Raw genomic sequence first — 21127 nt, 5'->3', positions numbered from 1 at the left:
TCAGGCGCCAGTCTCTGCCGGGCCGACGATCTCCGGCACGACGTCGCGGATCTTTTCGAGCGGGATCGCGCCGGCGCGGAGCAGCCGCGGCACGTCGCCGGTCAGGTCGACGATCGAGCTGGGCTCCGGGTCGACCGAGGCGCCCGCCTCCAGGTAGATCCGCACGGCGTAGCCGAGCTGCTCGCGGGCCTCTTCAGCGGTCTTCGCCGCGGGCTGGCCGATCTTGTTGGCCGAGGAGACGGCCATCGGGCCGGTCTCGCGGAGCACCTCCAGCGCCACCGGGTGCAGCGGCATCCGCACCGCGACCGCGCCGCCGGTCTCGCCGAGGTCCCACTGGAGGCTCGGCGCGTGCTCCACGATGATCGTGAGAGCGCCCGGCCAGAACGCGTCGGCCAGGTCGCGAGCCAGCTTGGGCAGCATGAAGACCAAGCCGTCGAGCACGTGGCGGGAGCCGACAAGCACCGGCGGGGGCGCCTGCGGATCGGGACCCTTGGCATCGCGCAGGGCGGTCACCGCGTACGGCGTGAACGCGTCCGCGCCGATCCCGTAGACCGTGTCCGTCGGGAGCACGACCAGCTCGCCGTTTTTGACCGCCTCGATCGCCGCGGCGATGCCTCGGTCGCGGTCGGCCACCGACCGGCAGTCAAAGAGCATCACGGTGTGCAGTCTGCCATGCTTCATGACTCGGCTTCCCGCTCGCTCCGCTGCTGCCATCCCACGAAGGCGCTCCGCTTCGCTCCACACCTCCGCGGGGAGTCCCGGCTTGGTCGCTAGCGCTCCCTGCGATGCTCACTCGCGACGCCTCGCGAGCGGGCGGCCGTGCCGTACCGCGGCCGGCCAGCGAGATCTTGGTGGTCTTCGATATCCGTGAACGACCCGTGCGCGCGGAGCAACGCGGGCACCGCCGTGCCGTGCGAATCGTCGTGTTCCACCCCGAAAACCCCACCCGGGCGGAGCAGCGCCGCGGCCCGCGCGATCACCGGCCGGATCACCGCGAGGCCGTCCGCGCCGGCGAAGACCGCGTCGTACGGGTCGTGGTCGGCCACGTCCGCGGGTACCGCGACACCGGCCGGCACGTAGGGCGGGTTGCACAGCACCGCGTCCACCGTGCCGTCGAGATCGGCGAGCACGGCCGGATCGGTCACGTCGCCCTCGACCACCCGGATCGGCGTGTCACCGGCTGCCGCGCGCGCCTCGGCGTTGCGGCGGAGCCACGGGAGGGCGGCGGGCGAGCGCTCGACCGCGTACACGCGGACGCCTGGCACCTCGTTCGCCACCGCGAGCGCGATCGCCCCCGAGCCCGCACAGAGATCGACCACCGTCGCGCCGGGGGTTATCAAAGTGACCGCCCAGCCGGCCAGCAGCTCGGTCTCCGGCCGTGGCACGAACACGCCGGGGCCGACCGCGAGCTCCAGGTGCCGGAAGCCGGCGCTCCCGACCAGGTGTTGCACCGGCTCGCCGGCGGCGCGGCGGTCGACGAGAGCATCGAACTCCGCGAGCTGATCCGCCGTAAAACCATCTATCAGCGCCAATCGCCCACGAGTCACATGGAGCACATGGGAAGCAAGGATTTCCGCATCGACTCTTGCTGATGGCATACCTACTCTGGACAGGAGATTTGTGGCGCGGGCTACCGCTTGCAATGCGCGCGTCCGGTCCGTCCCTTCACTGGGGTGTTCCATATGGCCTGTCACGAGATAATCATTGGACAGTGGGTCGACGCGACGGCCCGCGGGGGCACCGGGGTCTTCCGGGGGTTAGGAGGCTTGAGTGAGTTGGCTCGACCGGGTCGATGACCAGGCCGAAACCCTCCGAAAGGCCCGCAAGCTGCAAGAAAGCAGCCGCTCGGCGGAGGCGTGCGTCCTGCTCGACCGGGTTCTCGCCACCACCGACGACCCGCTCACCCGCGCGGACGCCCTCGTTCAGCGGGTTGCCGCCTTGATAAACCTGGGCCGCACCGCGGAGTACAACGTGGCGGTCCAGTTGGCCTTCGACGCGGTGCGCGACATCGGCGAGCCGCTGCTTCTCGGCAACCTGCACGCCCTCGCCGCCCTCGCCGCGCAGCACCAGGGCGCGCTGGAGCGGTGCGTGACCCACCTCGTGCACAGTGCCCGCGCGATGGCCACTGTCGAAGACCTCGACTGGGACACCGCCGTCGCGTGGAACGACCTGGCGATGGCGTACTCGTACCTCGGCTTCCACGGGCACGCGCTGGGCGCGATCGAAAAGGCGCGCCAGGTCGCGGCGGCGGCGGACGTGACGCCCGAGACGTTCGCGGCGCCCGGCATCCGGCTGCGCAACGCGGTCGCGCTCGACCACAACGGCGACACCGACGGCTGCCTGCGCGTGCTGCGTGACATCACCGCCGACGCGGAGCGCTTTCTGGGCGGCGACGGCGCGGCCAGGCTCCGGCCGAGCGGCCGCGCGGCGTACGGGTACGCGATTGCCCGCCGCGCCGCGCTGGGCGAGCCGCCCGAGTCCGCCCGGCAGGCCGCCCGGCTGCTGGCCGACGGCGGTGACGGCGCGCGCGCCCGCGACCTGCGGATGCTCGGCGAGGTGTGCTTGGCCATGGCGGCGGGGCGCCCGATCGAGGCGCTCACCCGGCTGGAGACGGTGGCGGTGTCGAGCGAGACGCTGGGGCCGGCGGAGCACGCCCGGCTGCGCAGCCTCACGTACGCGCGGGCCGGCGACCACGCGGCCGCGCACCGGGCCGACCGGCACGCGTTCCGGCTGGCGGCGCAGCGCAGCGACCGCCTCCGCGACGTGTACGTCGAGGGCATCGCCGCCCGCCTCGACCACGAAGACATGCGCCGCGCCGTCTCGCGGTACGAGGACGAGGCGCTGACCGACCCGCTCACCGGCCTGGCCAACCGGCGCCACCTCGAGCGCTACGTGGCGGCGATGGTCGCGCGGGGCGAGCGCGCCACGGTGGGCGTCTGCGACCTCGACGGCTTCAAGGCGGTCAACACCGCGCACGGTCACCTCTCCGGCGACCTCGTGCTCCAGCGCATCGCGGGCGTCATCAACAGGGTCATGCGCCGCGGCGACTTCGTCGCGCGGTACGGCGGCGACGAGTTCGTGGTGGTGCTGCCCGGCGCGGGCATGGCCGAGGCGGCCGAGGTCGGACGCCGGATCGGCGCGGCTGTCGAGGCCGAGGAGTGGGAGTCGCTCGTGCCCGGCACGCCGGTGGGCGTGAGCGTCGGCTTCGCCGAGGTCAGCGCGTCGGCCAACCTGCGCGAGGCGCTGGGCACCGCGTTCGAGCTGGCCGACCGCGCGATGCTCCGCGCCAAGCCCGGCGCCCGCCCCCAGCCGGTGGCCTCTTAGCTCCGTTTGAGCTCCGTGTCACCGGCGAGCCTGGCCTGGCGGTCGGCTTCGGCGAGCGCGTCGAGGACGCCGTCCATGTCGCCGGCCAGCACAAGGTCGAGGTTGTACGCGGTGTAGCCGATCCGGTGGTCGGTGATCCGGTTCTGCGGGAAGTTGTACGTGCGGATCCGCTCCGAGCGGTCGACCGTGCGCACCTGCGAGCGGCGCGCGTCCGAAGCGGCCGAGTCGGCCTCCTCCTGTGCCGCGGCGAGAAGTCGCGCCCGCAGGATCCGCATCGCCTGCTCGCGGTTTTGCAGCTGGCTCTTCTCGTTCTGGCAGGAGACCACGATGCCGGTGGGCAGGTGGGTGATCCGCACCGCGGAGTCCGTCGTGTTGACCGACTGCCCACCCGGCCCGGACGAGCGGAAGACGTCGATCCGCAGGTCATTGGGGTCGATCGAGACGTCGACCTCCTCGGCCTCGGGGAGCACGAGCACGCCGGCCGCGCTGGTGTGGATCCGGCCCTGCGACTCGGTGACCGGCACCCGCTGCACGCGGTGTACGCCGCCCTCCCACTTCAGCCGCGACCACACCCCGTTGCCGCCGTCGGGCACGCCCTTGGTCTTGATGGCCAGCGAGACGTCCTTGACGCCGCCGAGGTCCGAGTCCTGGGCCTCGATCACCTCGGTGAGCCAGCCGTGCCGCTCCGCGTACCGCTGGAACATGCGCAGCAGGTCGCCGGCGAAGAGTGCCGACTCCTCGCCGCCCTCGCCCGCCTTGATCTCGAGGATCACGTCCTTGGCGTCGTGCGGGTCGCGCGGGATCAGCAGCTCGGCGAGCCGCTCCTCCAGGCCCGGCAGCTTGGCCGCGATGGCGTCGGCCTCCGTGGCGAACGAGGGGTCCTCGGCCACGAGCTCCCGCGCGGCGGTGAGGTCGGCACGCGCCTGCTCCAGCTCGCCGGCCGCCTTGTAGAGCGGGGAGAGCTCGGCGAAGCGCCGGCCCACCCGGCGGGCCGTGGCCTGGTCGGCGTGGATGGCCGGGTCGGCGAGCCGCTTCTCCAGCTCCGCGTACTCGTCCAGCAGCCCGCTCAGCCGATCCGTGCTCATGTGCTCACCCCTAGCGTCCGGTGGTTACATACGAACGGCGCCCGCCCTCGCGAACGAGGGGCGGGCGCCGTCGGGGTAGCTACTTGGCCTTCTTGGCGGCAGCCTTCGCGTACTTCTGCTGGAACTTCGCAACCCGGCCGGCGGTGTCGAGCACGCGCTGCTTGCCCGTGTAGAACGGGTGGCACGCGCTGCAGGTCTCGACGTGGATCGAGCCACTCTTCGCCGTGCTGCGGGTGGTGAAGGTGTTGCCGCAGGAGCAGGTGACCTCGGTCACGACGTACTGCGGGTGGATGTCGGGCTTCATTTGTGCCTCGGTCCTTTCGTTGGTGGTCGCCGGGTCGCCATCGTCACGAACCGCCACCTGAGGGCGAATCGCTCCGGCGTGAACCGGAACCTTGGCCGATTGACCAGTGTGCCATGCCTGGCCGATGGGTGGAACGCGGGGATGCCAGGCGTCATTCCCGGGCTGGCATGCTTGTAGACAATGCCGCGCTTGATCATCACCCGAGGGTTGCCCGCGTCCGGTAAGACCACGTTTGCGAGGAAACTTCAGCCTGGCGTGGTCCGCGTCAACCGTGACGACCTGCGCCGCATGCTGCACGGTGACCGGCTCTACACCACATGGGCCGAGGGCCAGGTCACCGCCGTACAGCGGGCGCAGGTCGAGGCGCTCCTGCGCGCCCGGGCCGACGTCTGCATCGACGACACCAACCTCTCCTCCCGCCTGGTCCGCGAGTGGGCCGACATGGCCGCACGCCTCGGCGCGGCGTTCGAGGTGCACGACTTCACGGACGTGCCGGTCGACGAGTGCGTACGCCGCGACGCCGACCGCCCCGAGTCCGAGCAGGTCGGCGAGGAGGCGATCCGGCGCATGCACGAGCGGTACCTGGCCGGCCGCACGCTGCCCCTCCCGGTCCCCGACGTCACCCCCGGCCGCCCCGCCGTCATCTACGACCCGCCGCCCGGCGCCCCGAAGATCGTCCTCGTCGACATCGACGGCACGGTGGCGCTGATCGGCGACCGCAGCCCGTACGCCATGCACCGCGTCGGCGAGGACCAGCCCAACCACGCGGTGATCGCCGCGGTGCGCGCCATGCACGCGGCCGGCCACGCGATCGTGTACTGCACCGGCCGCGACGAGTCCGCCCGCGCCGCCACCGAAGAGTGGCTCGACCGCCACGTCGGCGTGCCGTACGAGGCGCTCTACATGCGCGACGTCTACGACTCCCGACGCGACGCCGTGGTCAAGCAGGAGATCTTCGAACGCGAGATCCGCGACCGCTACCACGTTGTCGGCGTATTCGACGACCGCATGCAGGTGGTCAAGATGTGGCGCGAGCTCGGCCTGACCGTCTTCCAGGTCGCCGAAGGCGATTTTTGAACAGATCCGAGCTACCGCGACGTCCGCGATGGTCCGGACCGTTGCTCCCGCGGCCTCACCCTCCGCGGTCGCCCAGGCTCACCCCTCAACCCTGACCAAACGCGGCCTATGCCGCTGCTCTCTCAGGGTGGGTGAGCGTGAGGGTGGTGCGGGCGGTGACGCCGTTGACGGTCACGGACAGCAGCACCGAGCCGCTCGCGCGCAGCGCGACAAGCTTGCCCGTCGACGGGTCGAACCAGGCCGCGTGCCACGGGCGCAGGCCAAGCGCGGATCCGATGTGGACGCTCGGCGAACCGCTCCAGTCCGCGCTCACCGGCGGCGCCACCGGCACCTCGCGGCCGCCCTCCTGGGTCAGCACCGCCGACACCGCGACCGGCTCGCCGCGCGGGGCGGTCGGCGGCGCGGTCAGGGACAGCGAGGTCACGTGCGCCTGGGTCTCCGCGACCACCTCGCCGCGCGCGTCCACGCCGAAGTGGGTCCAGCCGGTGAAGCCGCCCAGGTGCGGGGCCGACGACGGGCTCTTGCCCGAGTTGCCGTTGACGACGTACGGGACGCCGTCGACCCGGTCGGCGTGGAAGGTGCCCACGTGCGCGCCGACGAAGAGCGCGCTCTTGCCGGACCGCCGCTCGAAGTCGGCCAGCCACTCCTCCAGCATCGCGGCCTCCTTGCGGTCGCCGAGCTGGCTGGCCTTGGCCGGCGTGGGGTCGCGGGGCGGGTGGTGGTGCAGCACGACCACCGACTTGACGCTCCGGTCGGAGCGCGCTCCGTCCAGCGCCTGCCGCAGCAGCTTGACCTGGTCGAAGCCGCCGCCGCGCAGGGTGCCGGTCGCGGAGTTGAGGGTGACGAAGCGGACACCTTTGTGGTCGAAGACGCGCGAGGTCGCCCCGAAGACGGCCGTGAAGTTCGAAATCGGCGCGCCCATGATCTCGTGGTTGCCGGGCACGTAGTAGTACGGCAGCTCGCCGCCCAGCTCCTCGTCGAGGATCCGCTCGGCGAGCGCGAAGTCGGCCTCGGTCGCGGTGTCCACGAAGTCGCCGTTGATGACGAGGAAGTCGGGTCGGGCGGCCTTGACCTCGCGCAGCGTGCGGCGGGCCTGCGCGACGAGATCGCTGTCCGGCGCGGCGGCGACGAACTGCGCGTCCGACATCACCGCGAACCGCCACTGTGCACCGTCCACTGTGCCGTCGCGGAGCACCACGCGGTCGGTACGCGCCGGCGCGGCCGGCTGCTCGATGCTCGGCGGCACCTTGGCCACGATGTCGTCCACGACAATCTCGGTGGTGTACTGGGCTTCCGGGCGCGTCTCGGCCACGTAGAAGCGGCGCACGCGCACCGGGTACCGCACGCCGGCCGGTACGGTCATCTCCACGTACCGCCAGCCGGTCCAGGTGACCAGTGGACCGCTCAGCACGTGCTGCTGGTCGAGCGCGTCGTGCAGGTGCAGCCGAGCCCACTCCCCCTTGCCGTTGCCGTAAATCCACATGCCGAACGCCTGCGGCTGCCCCGGCACGGCGATCCAGGCGGGCGGGTCGGCGTACGCGGCGCGGGTGCCCGTGGAGAGGCTGAAGTCGTACGAGAGCTTGAGGCCCGTACCGGTGTGGCCAGGCGCCGGCGCGACCGAGCCCGCGGCGCGCGCGTGGCTGAACCTCCAGCTCGCCGCGTCGTCGTCGAACATCGCCACCGGCACGTCCTCGAGCCCGACCGTCACCGGTACGGCCACTGTGGACTGTCCGGCGTGGAACGTGACGATCGCCGCGCCGACATCCTTCTTGGCGCGCACGGTGAATGAGCCGTCCTCCGCGGGCGTGACGTCGAGCAGCGACGTGTCGTACTCCAAGCGCACGTCGGCGGGCTCGATCGGCGCGCTGTTGCCGTCGGCGTCGTAGCCGACGACACCGAGCGAGCCCGAACCCAGCGCCGCCAGCCCCAGCCGCGCGGAGGTCGCCTCGATGCGCTCCAGCGGGCCGAGCACGCGCAGCTTGATCTCGCCCGAGGCGCGGCCCTTGGCGGCGGTCACCGTCGCGGTGCCGGGCAGCACGGCACGGAATACGCCGTCCCGGCTCACGTACCCGTGGGTCGCGCGCCACGAAGGGGTACCCGATGCCGGTCCGTAGGTCTCGTCGTAGCCGGCGGCGGTCAGGCGGCGGGTGAGCCCCGCGAGGACGCGGTCCGGGTTGCCGCCGCGGACCGGGCCGGTGCCGGGCGCGGCGACCGGGTCGGCGGCGGTCTCGACCCAGAAGCCGGCGAGCCGGCCGGAGCCGGGGGCGGCGTAGAGCGCGAGGCCGTTCGGCACGGGCCGCTCGGAGCCGTCGGACGGGCTGTTTTCCACCTGGACGGCGGCCTGCCCCGGCTCGCGAGCCAGCAATGTGGACGATCCGCCGCCGTCGAGGTTGAGCGCGTTGTACGCGCCGAGCTCCGCCATCAGGCGGCCCAGCTCGGTGAGCGTGACGCCGCGGCTGTCCGCCTGGCGGCCGTCGACGGTCAGCAGGTACATCCGGCGGCCGTCGGCGGAGAATCCGACCGCGGTGCGCGGCTCGGGCGTGACGTCACCGATGTCCTGCGGCACACCGTCCTTGACGAGCACCTGCCGCCCGCCGACCGCGGCCTTGAGCGGGCCGCCGTCCGACGAGCGGGGCGCGTACGACACGTCCACCGCGTCGCCCGGCTCGAGCGCGGCGAGCGCGTCGGCACCGGCGTCCCGGCCGAGCAGGACCGTGGTGCCGGCGGGAATCGGGCCGCTGCCGGCCACACCGGACACGGTGGCGACTGTGCCGCCGCTCAGCGTGACCTCGGTGACCCGGGCCGCGCCCTCGACCGCCCGCCGGCGGTCGTACGAGCCCCACAGCGCGGTGAACGCGCCCACACCGCCCGGCTGCACCATGTTGTTGAACTGGGTCAGCGCGACCCGCGTGCCACCCGGCAGCGCGGCCGTCCCCTCGAAGTAGACCTGGACCACCTTGCCGACGCCCTCGGGCGTGATTCCCACGGCGTTGACGCTGCCCTGCACCGGCGACTGGATCAGCTGTCCACTCTGGATGCCGATGCCCTGCGCGGCGCCCGAGGCGTTGATGTCGAAGAAGTCACCGTTGACCGCGGCGACCGCGCGCGACCGGTCGGCCGCCACGCGCAGCGGCTCGGTCCGGGCGACCTCGCCGGAGTTGACGTAGTCGGCGGTCAGCCTGCCGGAGAGGTCGGCGGTGAGCGCGTCGGCGCGCAGCCAGCCCGCTGCGTGGTAGCGGTCGAACGAGGTGAGCGTCAGGCCCGGCGCGACGGGCCGGGTGCGCCTGGCGGTCTCGATGTCGTCGAAGGCGTCGACGGCCGCCACGCGGACCGGCGCCGGTGGGGCCGCGGGAGCAGCGACCGCCGGCGCCGGCACACCCAGGATCGAGACCAGAACGAGTACGGCTGCTCTCCGCATGCCGCGTAGTCAACCTGATCCCGCATAGAACTTTCAATAGCCCGATATCGAACTGAAAGAAAACTTCAGGCGGCCAGTGGTGCTGCCACCAGGGCGGGACGCATGCCCACTCCCCTGGCCAGCGCCGCCGCCTCGGCGTCGAGGTAGAAGTTCGGGCGCTGGTCGGCCTCGTGGTAGTACCGGTGGAAGACCGCGGTGGCGCCGCCGGACATCGGCGGCACGATCCAGGTCCAGTCCGCCGGTACCGGCCGTCCGGCCCTCTCCTCGTTGCGCATGTGCGCGAGGAAGCGGGCCGACTCGGTGTGATGGTCACTGATCTTCACGCCGGCCCGCTCGAACGACCAGAGCACAGCCCTGTTGAGCTCCACCAGCGCGCGGTCCCGCCACAGCGTCGCCTCGTGCGACGTGTCCAGGCCGAGGCCGCGCGCCACCACGGGCAGCAGGTTGTACCGGTCCGGGTCGGCGAGGTTGCGGGCGCCGATCTCGGTGCCCATGTACCAGCCGTTGAACGGCGCCAGCGGATAGTCGACGCCGCCGATCCGCAGCCGCATGTTGGAGATTGCCGGGATGGCGTGCCAGCGCAGCCCGAGCCGCTCGAACCACCCGAGCTCCGGATGCGTGATCGGTACTTGTCGCACGGCACGCTCGGGGAGCTCGAAGAGGCGCGGGCCCTCGCCCGGCCCCTGTACGACGATGGGCAGCACATCGAACGGGCCACCCTTGCCCCGCCACCCCATCGTCCGCACGGCGTCGGTGAAGGATGCGTAGCGGGGATCGCCGACGACACCGGAGCCGGTGCGGTGCCCGGCGTAGCGGATGAGCTGCTCGTTCCACACCCGGGCGTACGGCTTTCCCGGCCTGGCCGGCGCGAAGACCGAGACGACCGGGCGGATGGCGCTCCCGCCGCCGGCGACGTCCAGGTGCCGGACCAGGAGCGCGAAGATCTCGTCGGCGGTGCGTGCGCGGCGGCGGTCGAGCACGGTGAGGCTCCGCCAGTACAGGCGGCCGATGCACCGGCTCGCGTTGCGCCAGGCCACTTTCGCGCCCCAGACGAGTTCTTCGGTGGTGTGTACGTACGTCCCCGTGGCGGCGATCTGCGCCCGGACGACGGCGAGTCGAGGCTCCACCGGGCCGAGCCTGGACACTTCGTTGTAGCAGAGCCGGAGGAACTCCTCGGCTTCCGCTGGATCCGCCGTCGCGGCGGGATCCCATTCTTCGGCGGGCACGTTTCTGTAGCCGGGCACCGTCATCTGCGCCTCCTCAGCTGACGTCCGTTACCGCTCGGCGCGTCGCACAGCCGTGATGACGCGCAAAGTGGGTGGACGCTTTCACGTGGAGTCACACACAAATCGCACTGCGTGTGCGATCGGCCGGTTCGTGTCGTACCGCCGACAGAAAGGTTGCCGCAAAACGAATCAAGGGCAGGGGATCAGCGATCCCCTGCCCTTGATCTTGAATAGAACCGCTACTCGCCCGGCGTGGACTTCGCGATCTGCATCAGGAACTCGATGTTGGTCCGCGTCTGCTTGAGGCGGTCGAGCAGCAGGTCGAGTGCGGCCTGCGACTCCAGCGAGTGGAGCACCTTGCGCAGCTTGTGCGAGATCGCCAACTCCTCCGGCGCGAGCAGGATCTCTTCCTTACGCGTGCCGGACGGGTTGATGTCGATCGCCGGGAAGACGCGCTTGTCGGCGATCTTGCGGTCGAGCTTGAGCTCCGCGTTACCCGTGCCCTTGAACTCCTCGAAGATGACCGTGTCCATCATGGAGCCGGTCTCCACCAGCGCGGTGGCGAGGATGGTCAGGGAGCCGCCGTTTTCGATGTTGCGCGCGGCACCGAGGAAGCGCTTCGGCGGGTAGAGCGCGGTCGAGTCGATACCACCCGACATGATGCGGCCACTCGCCGGCGCCGCCAGGTTGTACGACCGGCCGAGCCGGGTCACCGAGTCGAGCAGCACGACCACGTCGTGGCCCAGCTCGACAAGGCGCTTGGCCCGCTCGATCGCCAGCTCGGCGACAGTGGTGTGGTCCTGCGGCGGGCGGTCGAACGTGGCCGCGACGACCTCGCCCTTGACCGACCGCTGCATGTCGGTGACCTCTTCGGGCCGCTCGTCGACGAGCACGACCATGAGGTGGCACTCGGGGTTGTTGTGGGTGATCGCGTTGGCGATCGCCTGCAGCACCATCGTCTTACCCGCCTTGGGCGGTGAGACGATCAGCGCGCGCTGCCCCTTGCCGATCGGCATGACCAGGTCGATGACCCGGGTCGTCAGGATGTGCGGCTCGGTCTCCAGCCGCAGGCGCTCCTGCGGGTAGAGCGGGGTCAGCTTGTAGAACTCGGGGCGCCGCCGCGCCTCGTCCGGGTCCATGCCGTTGATGGCGTCGAGCCGGACCAGCGGGTTGTACTTGTCGCGGCGCTGCTCGCCCTCGCGGGTGGCGCGCACCGCGCCGGTCACCGCGTCGCCCCGGCGCAGGCCGTACTTCTTGACCTGCGACATGGAGACGTAGACGTCGTTGGGGCCGGACAGGTAACCCGTCGTGCGGACGAACGCGTAGTTGTCGAGGACGTCGACGATGCCGGCGACCGGCACGAGCACGTCGTCCTCGGTCACCTGCGGCTCGTTGCCCCCGCCGCTGCCGCTGCCTTCGCTCCGCTCGCCCCGGCCACGCCGGCGGTCGCGGAAGCGGCTGCGCCGGCTCCGCCGGCCGCTGCCATCGTCGCCGTCGTCGTCGTCGGCGCGGTCACGGTCGCGATCCCGGTCGTTGCGCTCGTTGCGCTGCTCGGCGCGGTCGCCACGGTCACCCCGCTGGCCACGCTCGTTGCGGTCACGGCCGCCGCGCGACTCGCGGTCACCCCGCTCGTTGCGCTCGCCCCGCTCGCCACGGTCGCCGCGGTCACCACGGTCGCCCCGGTCGGTGCGCTCGGTCTCGTCGGCGTTGCCTTCGCTGCGGGACTCCGGAGGGCCCGCGGGCCGACTGGCCCGGCGCGAGCGCGGCTCGCGCTCCTCGCCGTCAGACGACGGCTCGGGGGAGGTCACGGGCACGTCGCCGCCACGACGCTCGGTCTCAACGGTGTCGCGAACGTCGGCGCGCACCTCTTCACGAACGGGTGCGACCGCAGCCGCGACCTCGGCCCGCTGGCGCGGGGCACCGGAGGCACCATCGGCGCCGCCGCCCTGGCGCTCGGAGATAGCGGCGATCAGCTCGCCTTTTCGCATCCGGGCGGTGCCCGAGATGCCGAGCGACGCGGCCAGGCTCTGCAGCTCCGGCAACAGCATCGCCGACAGCCCGGTGCCACGGCGCGCGCGGCGCGCGGTGCCGGTGGCGGCCTGGTCAGCGACGTTGGTGACATCCGACGTCACGTCGGTAGTGTCGCTCAATGGATTCCTTCCCTCGATAGGCCGGGGCTGCCCGGATCGAAGATCCTAGGTGGCCGGGCGGCCTCGGTGCACCCGCCTCATGTGCTAGGGCGGGAGTTTGTAACACAGCAGCGGTGGGCCTAAGCAGCGGATAAGACGAACTGACCGCCGAAAGCTTCGGGGTGCGCCGCCACGCAGAGATCTATTGCCTCGCGACTGTGCTAGGGCCAGAGCGTAATCAACTCATCGGACCTGCGGCAACAGTGGTCCGCTCGGCGTGTCCCAGTGTACCCCCTCAACGCGGGCACCGGTGACATCTACTCCCAACCGTTGTTCGACCCAGCCCATTCCCGGTGCGAAGTCTTCCGGCACCGGTGACAGCGCGAGCACGGATGGTCCCGCGCCGCTCACCACAGCTGCCACGCCGGCCGCTCGCAGCGCCGTGACCAGGGAAAACGTCTCCGGCATCCCCGGCGCGCGATAGGCCTGGTGCAGGCGGTCCTCGGTCGCCGAAAGCAGCAGCGAAGGCTCCTCGGTGATGGCGTGAACCAGCAGCGCGGCCCGGCCCGCCGATAGCGCGGCGTCCGCGTGGGGCACGGCAGCCGGCAACGCCGCACGGGCCTCCGCGGTAAATCCGCGGTCCGCGGGCACGAAAACCGTCGGTTGTACGGCATCGTCGGGTCGCCGCGTCACGGCGATCGCGCCCGACTCCTCCGTCCATGCGATGGTGAAGCCGCCGAGCAGGCACGGCGCCACGTTGTCGGGGTGCCCCTCGATGCTGGCGGCCAGGCGCAGCGCGGCCGCGTCGTCCATCCGGCGTTGCCCGTCGACGACAAGGCCGCGGGCCAGCTGGATGCCCGACACGATCGCCGCTGACGACGAGCCGAGCCCGCGCGCCTGCGGGATGCGGTTGACGCACGACACCGCGAGCCCCGGCGGGCGGCCGCCCAGCTCATCGAAGGCGGCGAACATCGCGCGTACCACCAAGTGGGACGCGTCGAGCGGCAGGTCGCCGGCGCCCTCGCCGGACACCTCGACCACGACGCCTCCCTCCGTGACGCGGGCCGAGGCGTAGTCGTAGAGCGCGAGGGCCAGCCCGAGCGCGTCAAAGCCGGGACCCAGGTTGGCGCTTGTCGCCGGGGCCCGTACGCGCACGTCGCCGGGGACGAAGGAGGGGGTCACGGGGCCCATGGTAGGGCCTTGATCTCCGTTCCTCGGGTGGCCCCGTGGACAGCTGGCGCTCATGTCGGCGCCGTCCTCGCCGGCCGCCGCCCGCCCGCCCCCCACGTTTCCCATTCCGCGGGACGTACCCGCGCCCGGCCCGCACACCCAGGCCCTCTGAGACGTGCGAAACCTCCGACGGGTTCGGCTTGCCCGCCACGAACCGTGAGACGGCGGGAACGCACCCCAAAACGCTCCGCTTCGCTCCACGTTTCCCCGGGCCCCGCGCAACGGTCCGGAACGGCGGACGTCGCGGTAGCCCAAGTCCGGAACGGGATCCGCGGACCTGAGCCATCGCGACGTGCGCGCCTAGTCGTCGTCGGCGGGTTCGGCGGGCGAACGGCGCGGCGAGCGACCGGCGGACTTCAGCGCCAGGCGGAGCGCGAACTCGATCTGGGCGTTGACGCTCCGCAGGTCGTCGGCGGCCCACTTGGCCACGGCGTCGTAGACGTCGGGATCGAGCCGGAGCAGGAGCTTTTTGCGCTCGGGCATGAGCTTCCTCGGGTCAGCTGTACAACGAGCCCGTGTTGACGACCGGCTGGGCGGCCCGGTCGCCGCAGAGCACGACGAGGAGGTTGGCCACCATCTGCGCCTTTCGCTCCTCGTCCAGCTCGACGACGTGCTCGTCGCGGAGGCGGTCCAGCGCGTTGGAGACCATGCCCACCGCACCCTCCACGATTTTGAAGCGGGCGCTCACGATCGCGCTCGCCTGCTGCCGGGCCAGCATCGCCTGGGCGATCTCCGGCGCATACGCCAAGTGGGTCGTGCGCGACTCGAGCACCTCGACGCCGGCGAGCTCGACCCGCTCGCGCAGCTCCTGGGTCAGCTCCTCGCTCACGACCGAGCTGTCGCGCAGGCTGGACCGCCCGCTGTCGTGCGCCTCGTACGGATAGCTTGTCGCCATGTGCCGCACGGCCGCCTCGGACTGCACCGCCACGTACTCCACGTGGTCGTCGACGGCGAACGCGGCCTTGGCCGAGTCGACCACCCGCCACACGACAACGGCCGCGATCTCCACCGGGTTGCCGTCGGCGTCGGAGACCTTGAGCCGCGCCGTCTCGAAGTTGCGCACGCGCAGGGTGACGCGGCGCTTGGCGGTCAGCGGCCAGGTCCAGTGAAAGCCGGCAACCCGGATGGTCCCCACATAGCGGCCGAAGAACTGCACCACCTGCGCGTCATTGGGATTGACGATCGTAAACCCGGACCCGATCACGACCCCCAGCAGCGCGAGCGTCGTCGAGACGGTCGTGACGGTCACCGCGACGGCGGCCTCGGACCCGCCCACCGAAGCGAAGATCACCACCAGGCCGATCGCGACGAGCACGAGCAGTCCCGCGATGGCGACGAACCCGGAAACCCGGAAAGCCGGTCTCTCCATGACGACTCCCGACAACCTCGATAGCAAAGTGATATCACCACGATAGCGTCAGGAAGCCTCCTCCGCCACAGCCGGCGCCCCCAGCCCCCGCGTGGCGATGCGCCAGCCGATGGCGTACACGAGCGTCACCATGGCGCAACCCGCGATCAGCACCCGCCCGTCGACGTGGTCGACGAGCGCGGCCACGGCGAGCTGGCTGACCGAGATGGAGAGCGTGGCCAGCATGAGGTCGGCGGCGAACACCCTGCCGCGCAGCCGGTCCGGTACCTCGCTCTGCAGCGCGAAGTTCGACAGGATCCAGTTGGTACCGCCGGCGAAGTGCGCCGCGAAGACCAGCGCCAGCACGAGCGGAAACCACGGCGCGACGGCGACGCCCAGGTACGCGAGGCCGTACGCGGACATCGAGATCGCCAGCCCGGGCAGCAGCCACGAGCGGTGGCCGAGGACCTTGCGCATGGCGAGCGGGCCGACGAGAGCGCCCGCGCCGCGTACGCCGAAGAGCAGCCCCGCCCCGATCGCGCCCGCGCCGAAGCGGCCGGCGAGCAGCGGGAAGACGGTGAGCACCCCGTTGCCGAGGCCGACCGCCGACTTGACCGTGACGAGCGCGAGCACGCGCGGCCGGTGCCCGATGTAGGCGAGCGACTCGCGGATCGCGGTCCACGTGCGCGGCCGGTCCCCCTCGCTCTCCCGCGGCGCCTGGAGGGGGCGGCGGATCCGCCACTCGAGGCCCGCCGCGACGGCGAGGGCGGCGGAGGCGACCCAGAAGCAGGTGTACGGGCTGAAGGCCGCGCTCAGCACGCCACCCAGCGAAGCGCCGACGACCGCCATCGTGCCCCACGAGGAGCCGGCGACCGCGTTGGCGGCGGCGAGGTCCTGCGGGTCGACGACGTTGGGGAGGGCGGCCTGCGCGGCCGGCGAGTAGAACGCCTTCGCCACCGCGAGCGCCCCGATCGCGATGAGCGCGAGCCAGGCGGCGTTCGCGCCGCGCACGGTCTGCAGGAGCATCACCGCGAGGAGCGCGGCGATGTTCGAGATCACGAGCAGCTTCTTGCGGTCGACGCGGTCGGCGACCGTGCCGGTGACCGGCAGCAGCAGCGCGACAAGCCCGGTGTCGACGGCCAGCACCAACCCGCCCCAGATGCCGCTGCCGGTCAGCTCCGGCAGGAGGACCAGCAGCGGCACCATGACGAACCAGTCCGCGCCGAAGACGACCAGCTCAGCGACGAACAGGTTGCGGAAGTCGCGGTTCTTCGTAAGGACTGAGAGGGGAGACGCCACGTACCAAGACGTTACGTCACTGTCCCGGTTTCTTGATCTTTGGCAGGCGCAGCACCTCGAACTGGTCAGTGCCCTCGATCAATGCGGCCGAGGGCTTCGACGGCGGCGGCGCGACGAGCGGCTCGTGACCGTTGCCGTTCGGCGAGCGCGGTGCCGGCGCGGCGAACGCGGGCTCGGGCCCGCCGCCTCCCCGGCGGAACCGCTCCTTGAAGCTCTCGACCATCGTGTAGAGCGTCGGCACGAGCACCAGTGTCAGCAGCGTGGAGCTGATCAGGCCGCCGACCACCACGATCGCGAGCGGCTGCGAGATGAAGCCACCCTCGCCGGTCAGCCCCAGCGCCATCGGCAGCAGCGCGAAGATCGTGGCGATCGCGGTCATCAGGATCGGCCGCAGCCGGCGCCGGCCGCCCTCGACGACCGCCTCCAGCACCGGCATGCCCTGCTGCCGGTACTGGTTGATGAGGTCCATCAGCACGATCGCGTTGGTGACCACGATGCCGACAAGCATGAGGATGCCGATGAGGGCCGGCACGCCGAGCGGGGTGCCGGTGACGAGCAGCAGCGTGATCGCGCCGGTCGCCGCGAACGGGATCGACACCAGCAGGATCACCGGCTGGATGAGGCTGCGGAACGTCGCCACCATGATCAGGAAGACGATCGCGATGGCGGCGAGCACGGCGAGCCCCAGGTCGGCGAAGGCCTCCGCCTGGTCGGCGCTGACGCCCCCGATCTGGTACATGGCGCCCGCCGGCAGGTCGAGCCCATCGAGGCGCTCGGTCAGCGCGGCGGAGACGGCGCCCACGTTGGAGCCGGTGGCGGTGCCCGTCACGGTCGCGCTGCGCTCCCCGTCGATGCGGGTGATCTCGACCGGGCCGGAGACCTCGGTGATGTCAGCGACGTCGTCGAGGCGGAACGTGCCGATCCGGTACGCCCGCAGCGCCTCCACCGTGGTCGGCGGGTTGGCGGTGTTGACGACGACGTTCTGCTGCACGCCGTCGAGCGCGACCTGACCCACCGGCACGCCGCGCATGATCTGCGCGACGATCTGGCCGATCGCCTGCTCGGTGAGGCCCACGCGGGTGGCGGTGGCCCGGTCGACCACGATGTCGAGGCGCGGCACGTCGGCGGACAGGCTTGTGCTCACCTGGTCGACGTCGGGCGTCTCGCTCATCGCCTGGCGCACCTGGTCGGTGGCGCGGGCGAGCGTGTCGGGGTCGGCGGCCTGGACGATCACCTCGAGCTCGTCGGCCGAGCCGCCGCCCGGCCCGCCGCCGCCACCGCCGACCGTGATCTCGCCTGCGTCGTTGAGGTCGTCGAGCTGCTTGCGCACGCCGTCTTGCACGTCGCCGGCGTCGGCGCCGTCCTTGACGGTGACCGAGAAGCTGGCCGCGGTGACCCCGCCGCCGTCCCACGGCGCGCCGCCACCGCCGGCGGTCACCTGGTACGACTCGATGTCGTCGCGCCCGGCGAGCACCCCCTCGACCCGCCGCGCGGCCGCGTCGGTGGCGTCCATGCTCGTGCCGGGCGGGAGCTCCTGGCTGATCACGAACGTGTCCTGGCCCGAGTCGTCCAGGAAGTTGGTCTTGAGCTGGGTGGAGAGCCCGAACGTGCCGAGCAGCACCGCCAGCCCGATCCCGACCGTGGCCCACCGCCGGCGGGTGGCGAAGCCGATCACCGGCAGGTACGCCAGCTGGAGGAAGCTGTGCCGCTCCTTCTCCTCGGCGGCCCGCCGCACGGACGCCTCGTCGCCGGCGCCGGTGGCCGGGTGGAGGAACCAGTACGCCAGGACCGGGATGACGGTCAGCGAGACGAGCAGCGACGCGAGCAGCGCCACGGTCACCGTGATCGCGAACGGCGCGAAGAGCTGCCCCACGAACCCGCCGACAAGCGCGATCGGTGCGAACACCGCGACAGTGGTGAGCGTCGACGCGGTGACCGCGCCGGCCACCTCCTTGACGCCGTCGACGATCGCGCGGTGCTTGTCCTCCCCGTACCCCAGATGTCGTTTGATGTTTTCCAGCACGACGATCGAGTCGTCGACGACCCGGCCCACCGCGATCGTGAGGGCGCCGAGCGTGAGCAGGTTGAGCGAGTAGTCGCCGACCCACAGCGCGATCAGCGCGACGAGCACCGACAGTGGGATGGACACGGCGGTGACCAGCGTCGAGCGCACTGACAGCAGGAAGACGAGGATCACGAGCACGGCCATCAGCAGGCCGAGCAGGCCCTCGGTGGTGAGGCTGTCGATCGACTTCTCCACGAACGGCGCCTGGTCGAAGATCACGGTCAGCGTCGCGCCGCTGCTCTCGCTCAGCTCCGTGAGCCGGTCGCGGATCTCGCGCGAGATCTCCACCGCGTTGCCGTCCGGCGCGGCGGTCACCGCGATGCCGAGGCTGTCCTCCCCGTTGGTGCGGGTGAAGCCGGTCGGCGGTGCGAGACCCGGCTCCACCGTCGCCACCGCGCCAAGCTGCACCGGGCTCGCACCCGGACCCGGGGCCAGCCACAGCTCGCGCAGCTGATCGATGGTCGCGATGGGGGTACCCACCTGGATCGTGCGCGTCTTGTCGTCGGCCGTGAGCCCGCCCGCGGGGATCGCCACGCCGTTCGCCTGCAGCGCCGCGCTGATCGCGCGGATGTCGATGCGCGCGGCCGCCATCTTCGCCGGGTCCGGCGTGACGGTCACGACCGGGTCGCGGGCACCCTCGATGTCGACCGTGCGGACCCCGTCGATCCCCTCGAGATCGGGCACGACCGTGCGCTCCAGCCGGTCGGCGAGGTCCTTCTGGTCACCCCCACCGCTGTTCGACGCGAACAGCACGATCGCCGGCAGGTCGTCGGTGCTCCCCGCGAAGACCTGCGGCTCCACCCCGTCGGGCAGCTGCGGACCGACGCGGTTGAGCGCGGTCTGCAGCTTGTTGACCGCGTCGTCGAGGTCGGTGCCGAAGTCGAACTCGACCTGGATGCTCGCCGAACCCTCCCGCGACGTCGACGTCACCTTGCTCAGCCCGGCGATGCCCTGCACGCCGTTTTCGATCGGCTCGGTCACGCGCTGCTCGACGATCTCCGGCGCGGCTCCCGGGTAGGGCACCACGACGAACGCCGCGGGAAACTCGAGCGAAGGCAGCAGCTGCTGCTTCAGCGAGGGGATGGCAAACGCTCCGAACGCGGCGATGACCACCGCGACGAGCGCGACCAGACCGCGGTTGGCAAGGCTGAGTCTGGCGAACAACGACATGTCGGAGCTCACTCCAAAGGGGTGGGAACGCACGAGGGATGCGGCGCTCACCTTAGCGGGAGTCACTCTGGTGCGGTGTAGGACATCCGGCCTCACCTGCACCGTCCGTCTCGCTTTTCACTCGATGGTCTGTCTCGTCAGGTGGTTATGGCCAGGTGGGGAACACCCGGCCACGGGAGAGTGGGGCATCCTGGACCTGCGACGCGAGACAGGAGAAACGCCATGTGGCGGGGTCTTATAGAGCAGTACCGGGACCGCCTTCCGGTCACCGAGGCCACCCCGGTCGTCACGCTGTACGAGGGAAACACGCCGCTCGTGCCCGCTCCCGTGCTGTCCAGCCGCCTGGGCTGTGACGTCTACCTGAAGGTGGAGGGGGCCAACCCGACCGGCTCGTTCAAGGACCGGGGCATGACGCTGGCGGTCTCCAAGGCGGTGGAGAGCGGGTCGAAGGCGATCATCTGCGCCTCGACGGGCAACACGTCGGCCTCCGCCGCGGCGTACGCGGCCCGCGCCGGCCTCACCTGCGCCGTCCTCGTGCCACAGGGCAAGATCGCGCTCGGCAAGCTGGCCCAGGCGCTGGTGCACGGCGCGCGCCTGCTGCAGGTGAGCGGCAACTTCGACGACTGCCTGTCGCTCGCCTCGAAGCTCTCCCTCGACTACCCGGTCGCCCTGGTCAACTCGGTCAACATCGACCGCATCCACGGCCAGAAGACGGCCGCCTTCGAGATCGTGGAGGCGCTCGGCGACGCGCCGGACATCCACTGCCTGCCGGTCGGCAACGCGGGCAACATCACCGCGTACTGGCTCGGTTACCAGGAGGACCTCGACGGCGGCAACGCCACGCGCGCCCCGAAGATGTACGGCTTCCAGGCCTCCGGCGCCGCCCCGATCGTGACCGGCAAGGCGGTCGCCGAGCCGTCCACGATCGCCACCGCCATCCGCATCGGCAACCCGGCGAGCTGGACCAAGGCGGTCGACGCCCGCGACGCCTCGGGCGGCCTGATCGCGGCGGTGACCGACCGCCAGATCCTGTCCGCGTACCGGCTGCTGGCCCGCGAGGTCGGCGTCTTCGTCGAGCTGGCGAGCGCGGCCAGCGTCGCCGGCCTGCTGCAGGAGGCCGAGGCCGGCCGCGTCCCCGCGGCTCGACGGTCGTCTGCACGGTGACCGGCCACGGCCTCAAGGACCCGGAGTGGGCGATCTCCACGGCACCGTCGCCCACGACGATCCAGCTCGACGTGATCGCCGCCGCGCGCGCTTTGGACCTGGCCTGATTTTCGAGCTACCGCGACGCCCGTCGTGGTCACGACCGTTGCTCCCGCAGCCTCACCGTCCGCGGCGGGCACGCTAACCGTCACCCACCGCGGCGGGCGGGCCACCCCCGGATCTGAGGCCGGCACTCGTCGCGGGTCGTCGCCTGACCGGGCCTTGACGGGCCACCGGTCGGCGCTCAGC

13 protein-coding genes and 2 pseudogenes are annotated in these 21127 nt (G+C 71.6%); 3 read left to right on the top strand and 12 right to left on the bottom strand.

Features of this window, described 5'->3' with window-relative positions; translation table 11 throughout:
- Positions 1–654 (bottom strand): L-threonylcarbamoyladenylate synthase, encoded by a 654-nt coding sequence (locus tag Phou_RS44760; RefSeq protein WP_173071444.1) that lies wholly within the window; start codon positions 652–654, stop codon positions 1–3.
- 116 nt (positions 655–770) lie between these two features.
- On the bottom strand, positions 771–1682 hold the full coding sequence (gene prmC, locus Phou_RS44755) for a peptide chain release factor N(5)-glutamine methyltransferase (RefSeq protein WP_173071442.1): 912 nt from the start codon (positions 1680–1682) through the stop codon (positions 771–773).
- Positions 1683–1770: 88 nt separating this feature from the next.
- Between prmC and Phou_RS44750 the strand changes: the two genes are divergently transcribed.
- Positions 1771–3324 carry a GGDEF domain-containing protein gene (locus Phou_RS44750; RefSeq protein WP_173070049.1) on the top strand — a complete coding sequence of 518 codons (1554 nt, stop codon included), beginning with the start codon at positions 1771–1773 and terminating at the stop codon, positions 3322–3324.
- Here Phou_RS44750 and prfA read toward each other — a convergent pair.
- Both prfA and rpmE read right to left on the bottom strand, forming a co-directional pair.
- Positions 3321–4409 (bottom strand): peptide chain release factor 1, encoded by a 1089-nt coding sequence (prfA, locus tag Phou_RS44745; RefSeq protein WP_173070047.1) that lies wholly within the window; start codon positions 4407–4409, stop codon positions 3321–3323. The genes Phou_RS44750 and prfA overlap by 4 nt on opposite strands.
- Before the next feature lie 79 nt (positions 4410–4488).
- Positions 4489–4713, bottom strand: coding sequence for a 50S ribosomal protein L31 (gene rpmE / locus Phou_RS44740; protein ID WP_173070045.1), 225 nt, complete (start codon positions 4711–4713; stop codon positions 4489–4491).
- Between the two features lie 180 nt (positions 4714–4893).
- Here rpmE and Phou_RS44735 point away from each other — a divergent pair, with 180 nt between their 5' ends.
- Entirely contained in the window at positions 4894–5790 is an 897-nt protein-coding gene (locus tag Phou_RS44735) for a phosphatase domain-containing protein (protein ID WP_173070043.1), read from the top strand.
- A gap of 106 nt (positions 5791–5896) precedes the next feature.
- Here the strand turns inward: Phou_RS44735 and Phou_RS44730 are convergent, their stop codons facing one another.
- From Phou_RS44730 to Phou_RS44695, 8 genes and pseudogenes are all read right to left on the bottom strand, one after another.
- Complete coding sequence (locus tag Phou_RS44730; RefSeq protein WP_173070041.1) at positions 5897–9208, bottom strand: phosphodiester glycosidase family protein; 3312 nt, start codon at positions 9206–9208, stop codon at positions 5897–5899.
- A gap of 65 nt (positions 9209–9273) precedes the next feature.
- Positions 9274–10458: a nitric oxide synthase oxygenase gene (locus tag Phou_RS44725; RefSeq protein WP_173070039.1), complete on the bottom strand. Its 1185-nt coding sequence runs from the start codon at positions 10456–10458 to the stop codon at positions 9274–9276.
- Positions 10459–10673: 215 nt separating this feature from the next.
- On the bottom strand, positions 10674–12584 hold the full coding sequence (rho, locus tag Phou_RS44720) for a transcription termination factor Rho (protein WP_173070037.1): 1911 nt from the start codon (positions 12582–12584) through the stop codon (positions 10674–10676).
- Positions 12585–12801: 217 nt separating this feature from the next.
- Positions 12802–13754: pseudogene (thrB, locus tag Phou_RS44715) on the bottom strand (homoserine kinase).
- Positions 13755–14093: 339 nt separating this feature from the next.
- Positions 14094–14276: a type II toxin-antitoxin system antitoxin gene (locus Phou_RS44710; protein ID WP_173070032.1), complete on the bottom strand. Its 183-nt coding sequence runs from the start codon at positions 14274–14276 to the stop codon at positions 14094–14096.
- 13 nt (positions 14277–14289) lie between these two features.
- Positions 14290–15162, bottom strand: a complete 873-nt coding sequence (locus Phou_RS44705) for an SPFH domain-containing protein (RefSeq protein WP_173070030.1) — start codon at positions 15160–15162, stop codon at positions 14290–14292.
- 48 nt (positions 15163–15210) lie between these two features.
- On the bottom strand, positions 15211–16440 hold the full coding sequence (locus Phou_RS44700; protein WP_173070028.1) for an MFS transporter: 1230 nt from the start codon (positions 16438–16440) through the stop codon (positions 15211–15213).
- Between the two features lie 16 nt (positions 16441–16456).
- Complete coding sequence (locus Phou_RS44695) at positions 16457–19675, bottom strand: efflux RND transporter permease subunit (RefSeq protein ID WP_173070026.1); 3219 nt, start codon at positions 19673–19675, stop codon at positions 16457–16459.
- Between the two features lie 222 nt (positions 19676–19897).
- Here Phou_RS44695 and thrC point away from each other — a divergent pair.
- Positions 19898–20946: pseudogene (gene thrC, locus Phou_RS44690) on the top strand (threonine synthase).
- Positions 20947–21127: the final 181 nt, after the last annotated feature.

The sequence above is a fragment of the Phytohabitans houttuyneae genome (assembly GCF_011764425.1).
Lineage (GTDB): Bacteria > Actinomycetota > Actinomycetes > Mycobacteriales > Micromonosporaceae > Phytohabitans > Phytohabitans houttuyneae.
The sequence above is the reverse complement of the archived record's forward strand: the minus strand, read 5'-3'. Positions and strand labels throughout refer to the sequence as shown.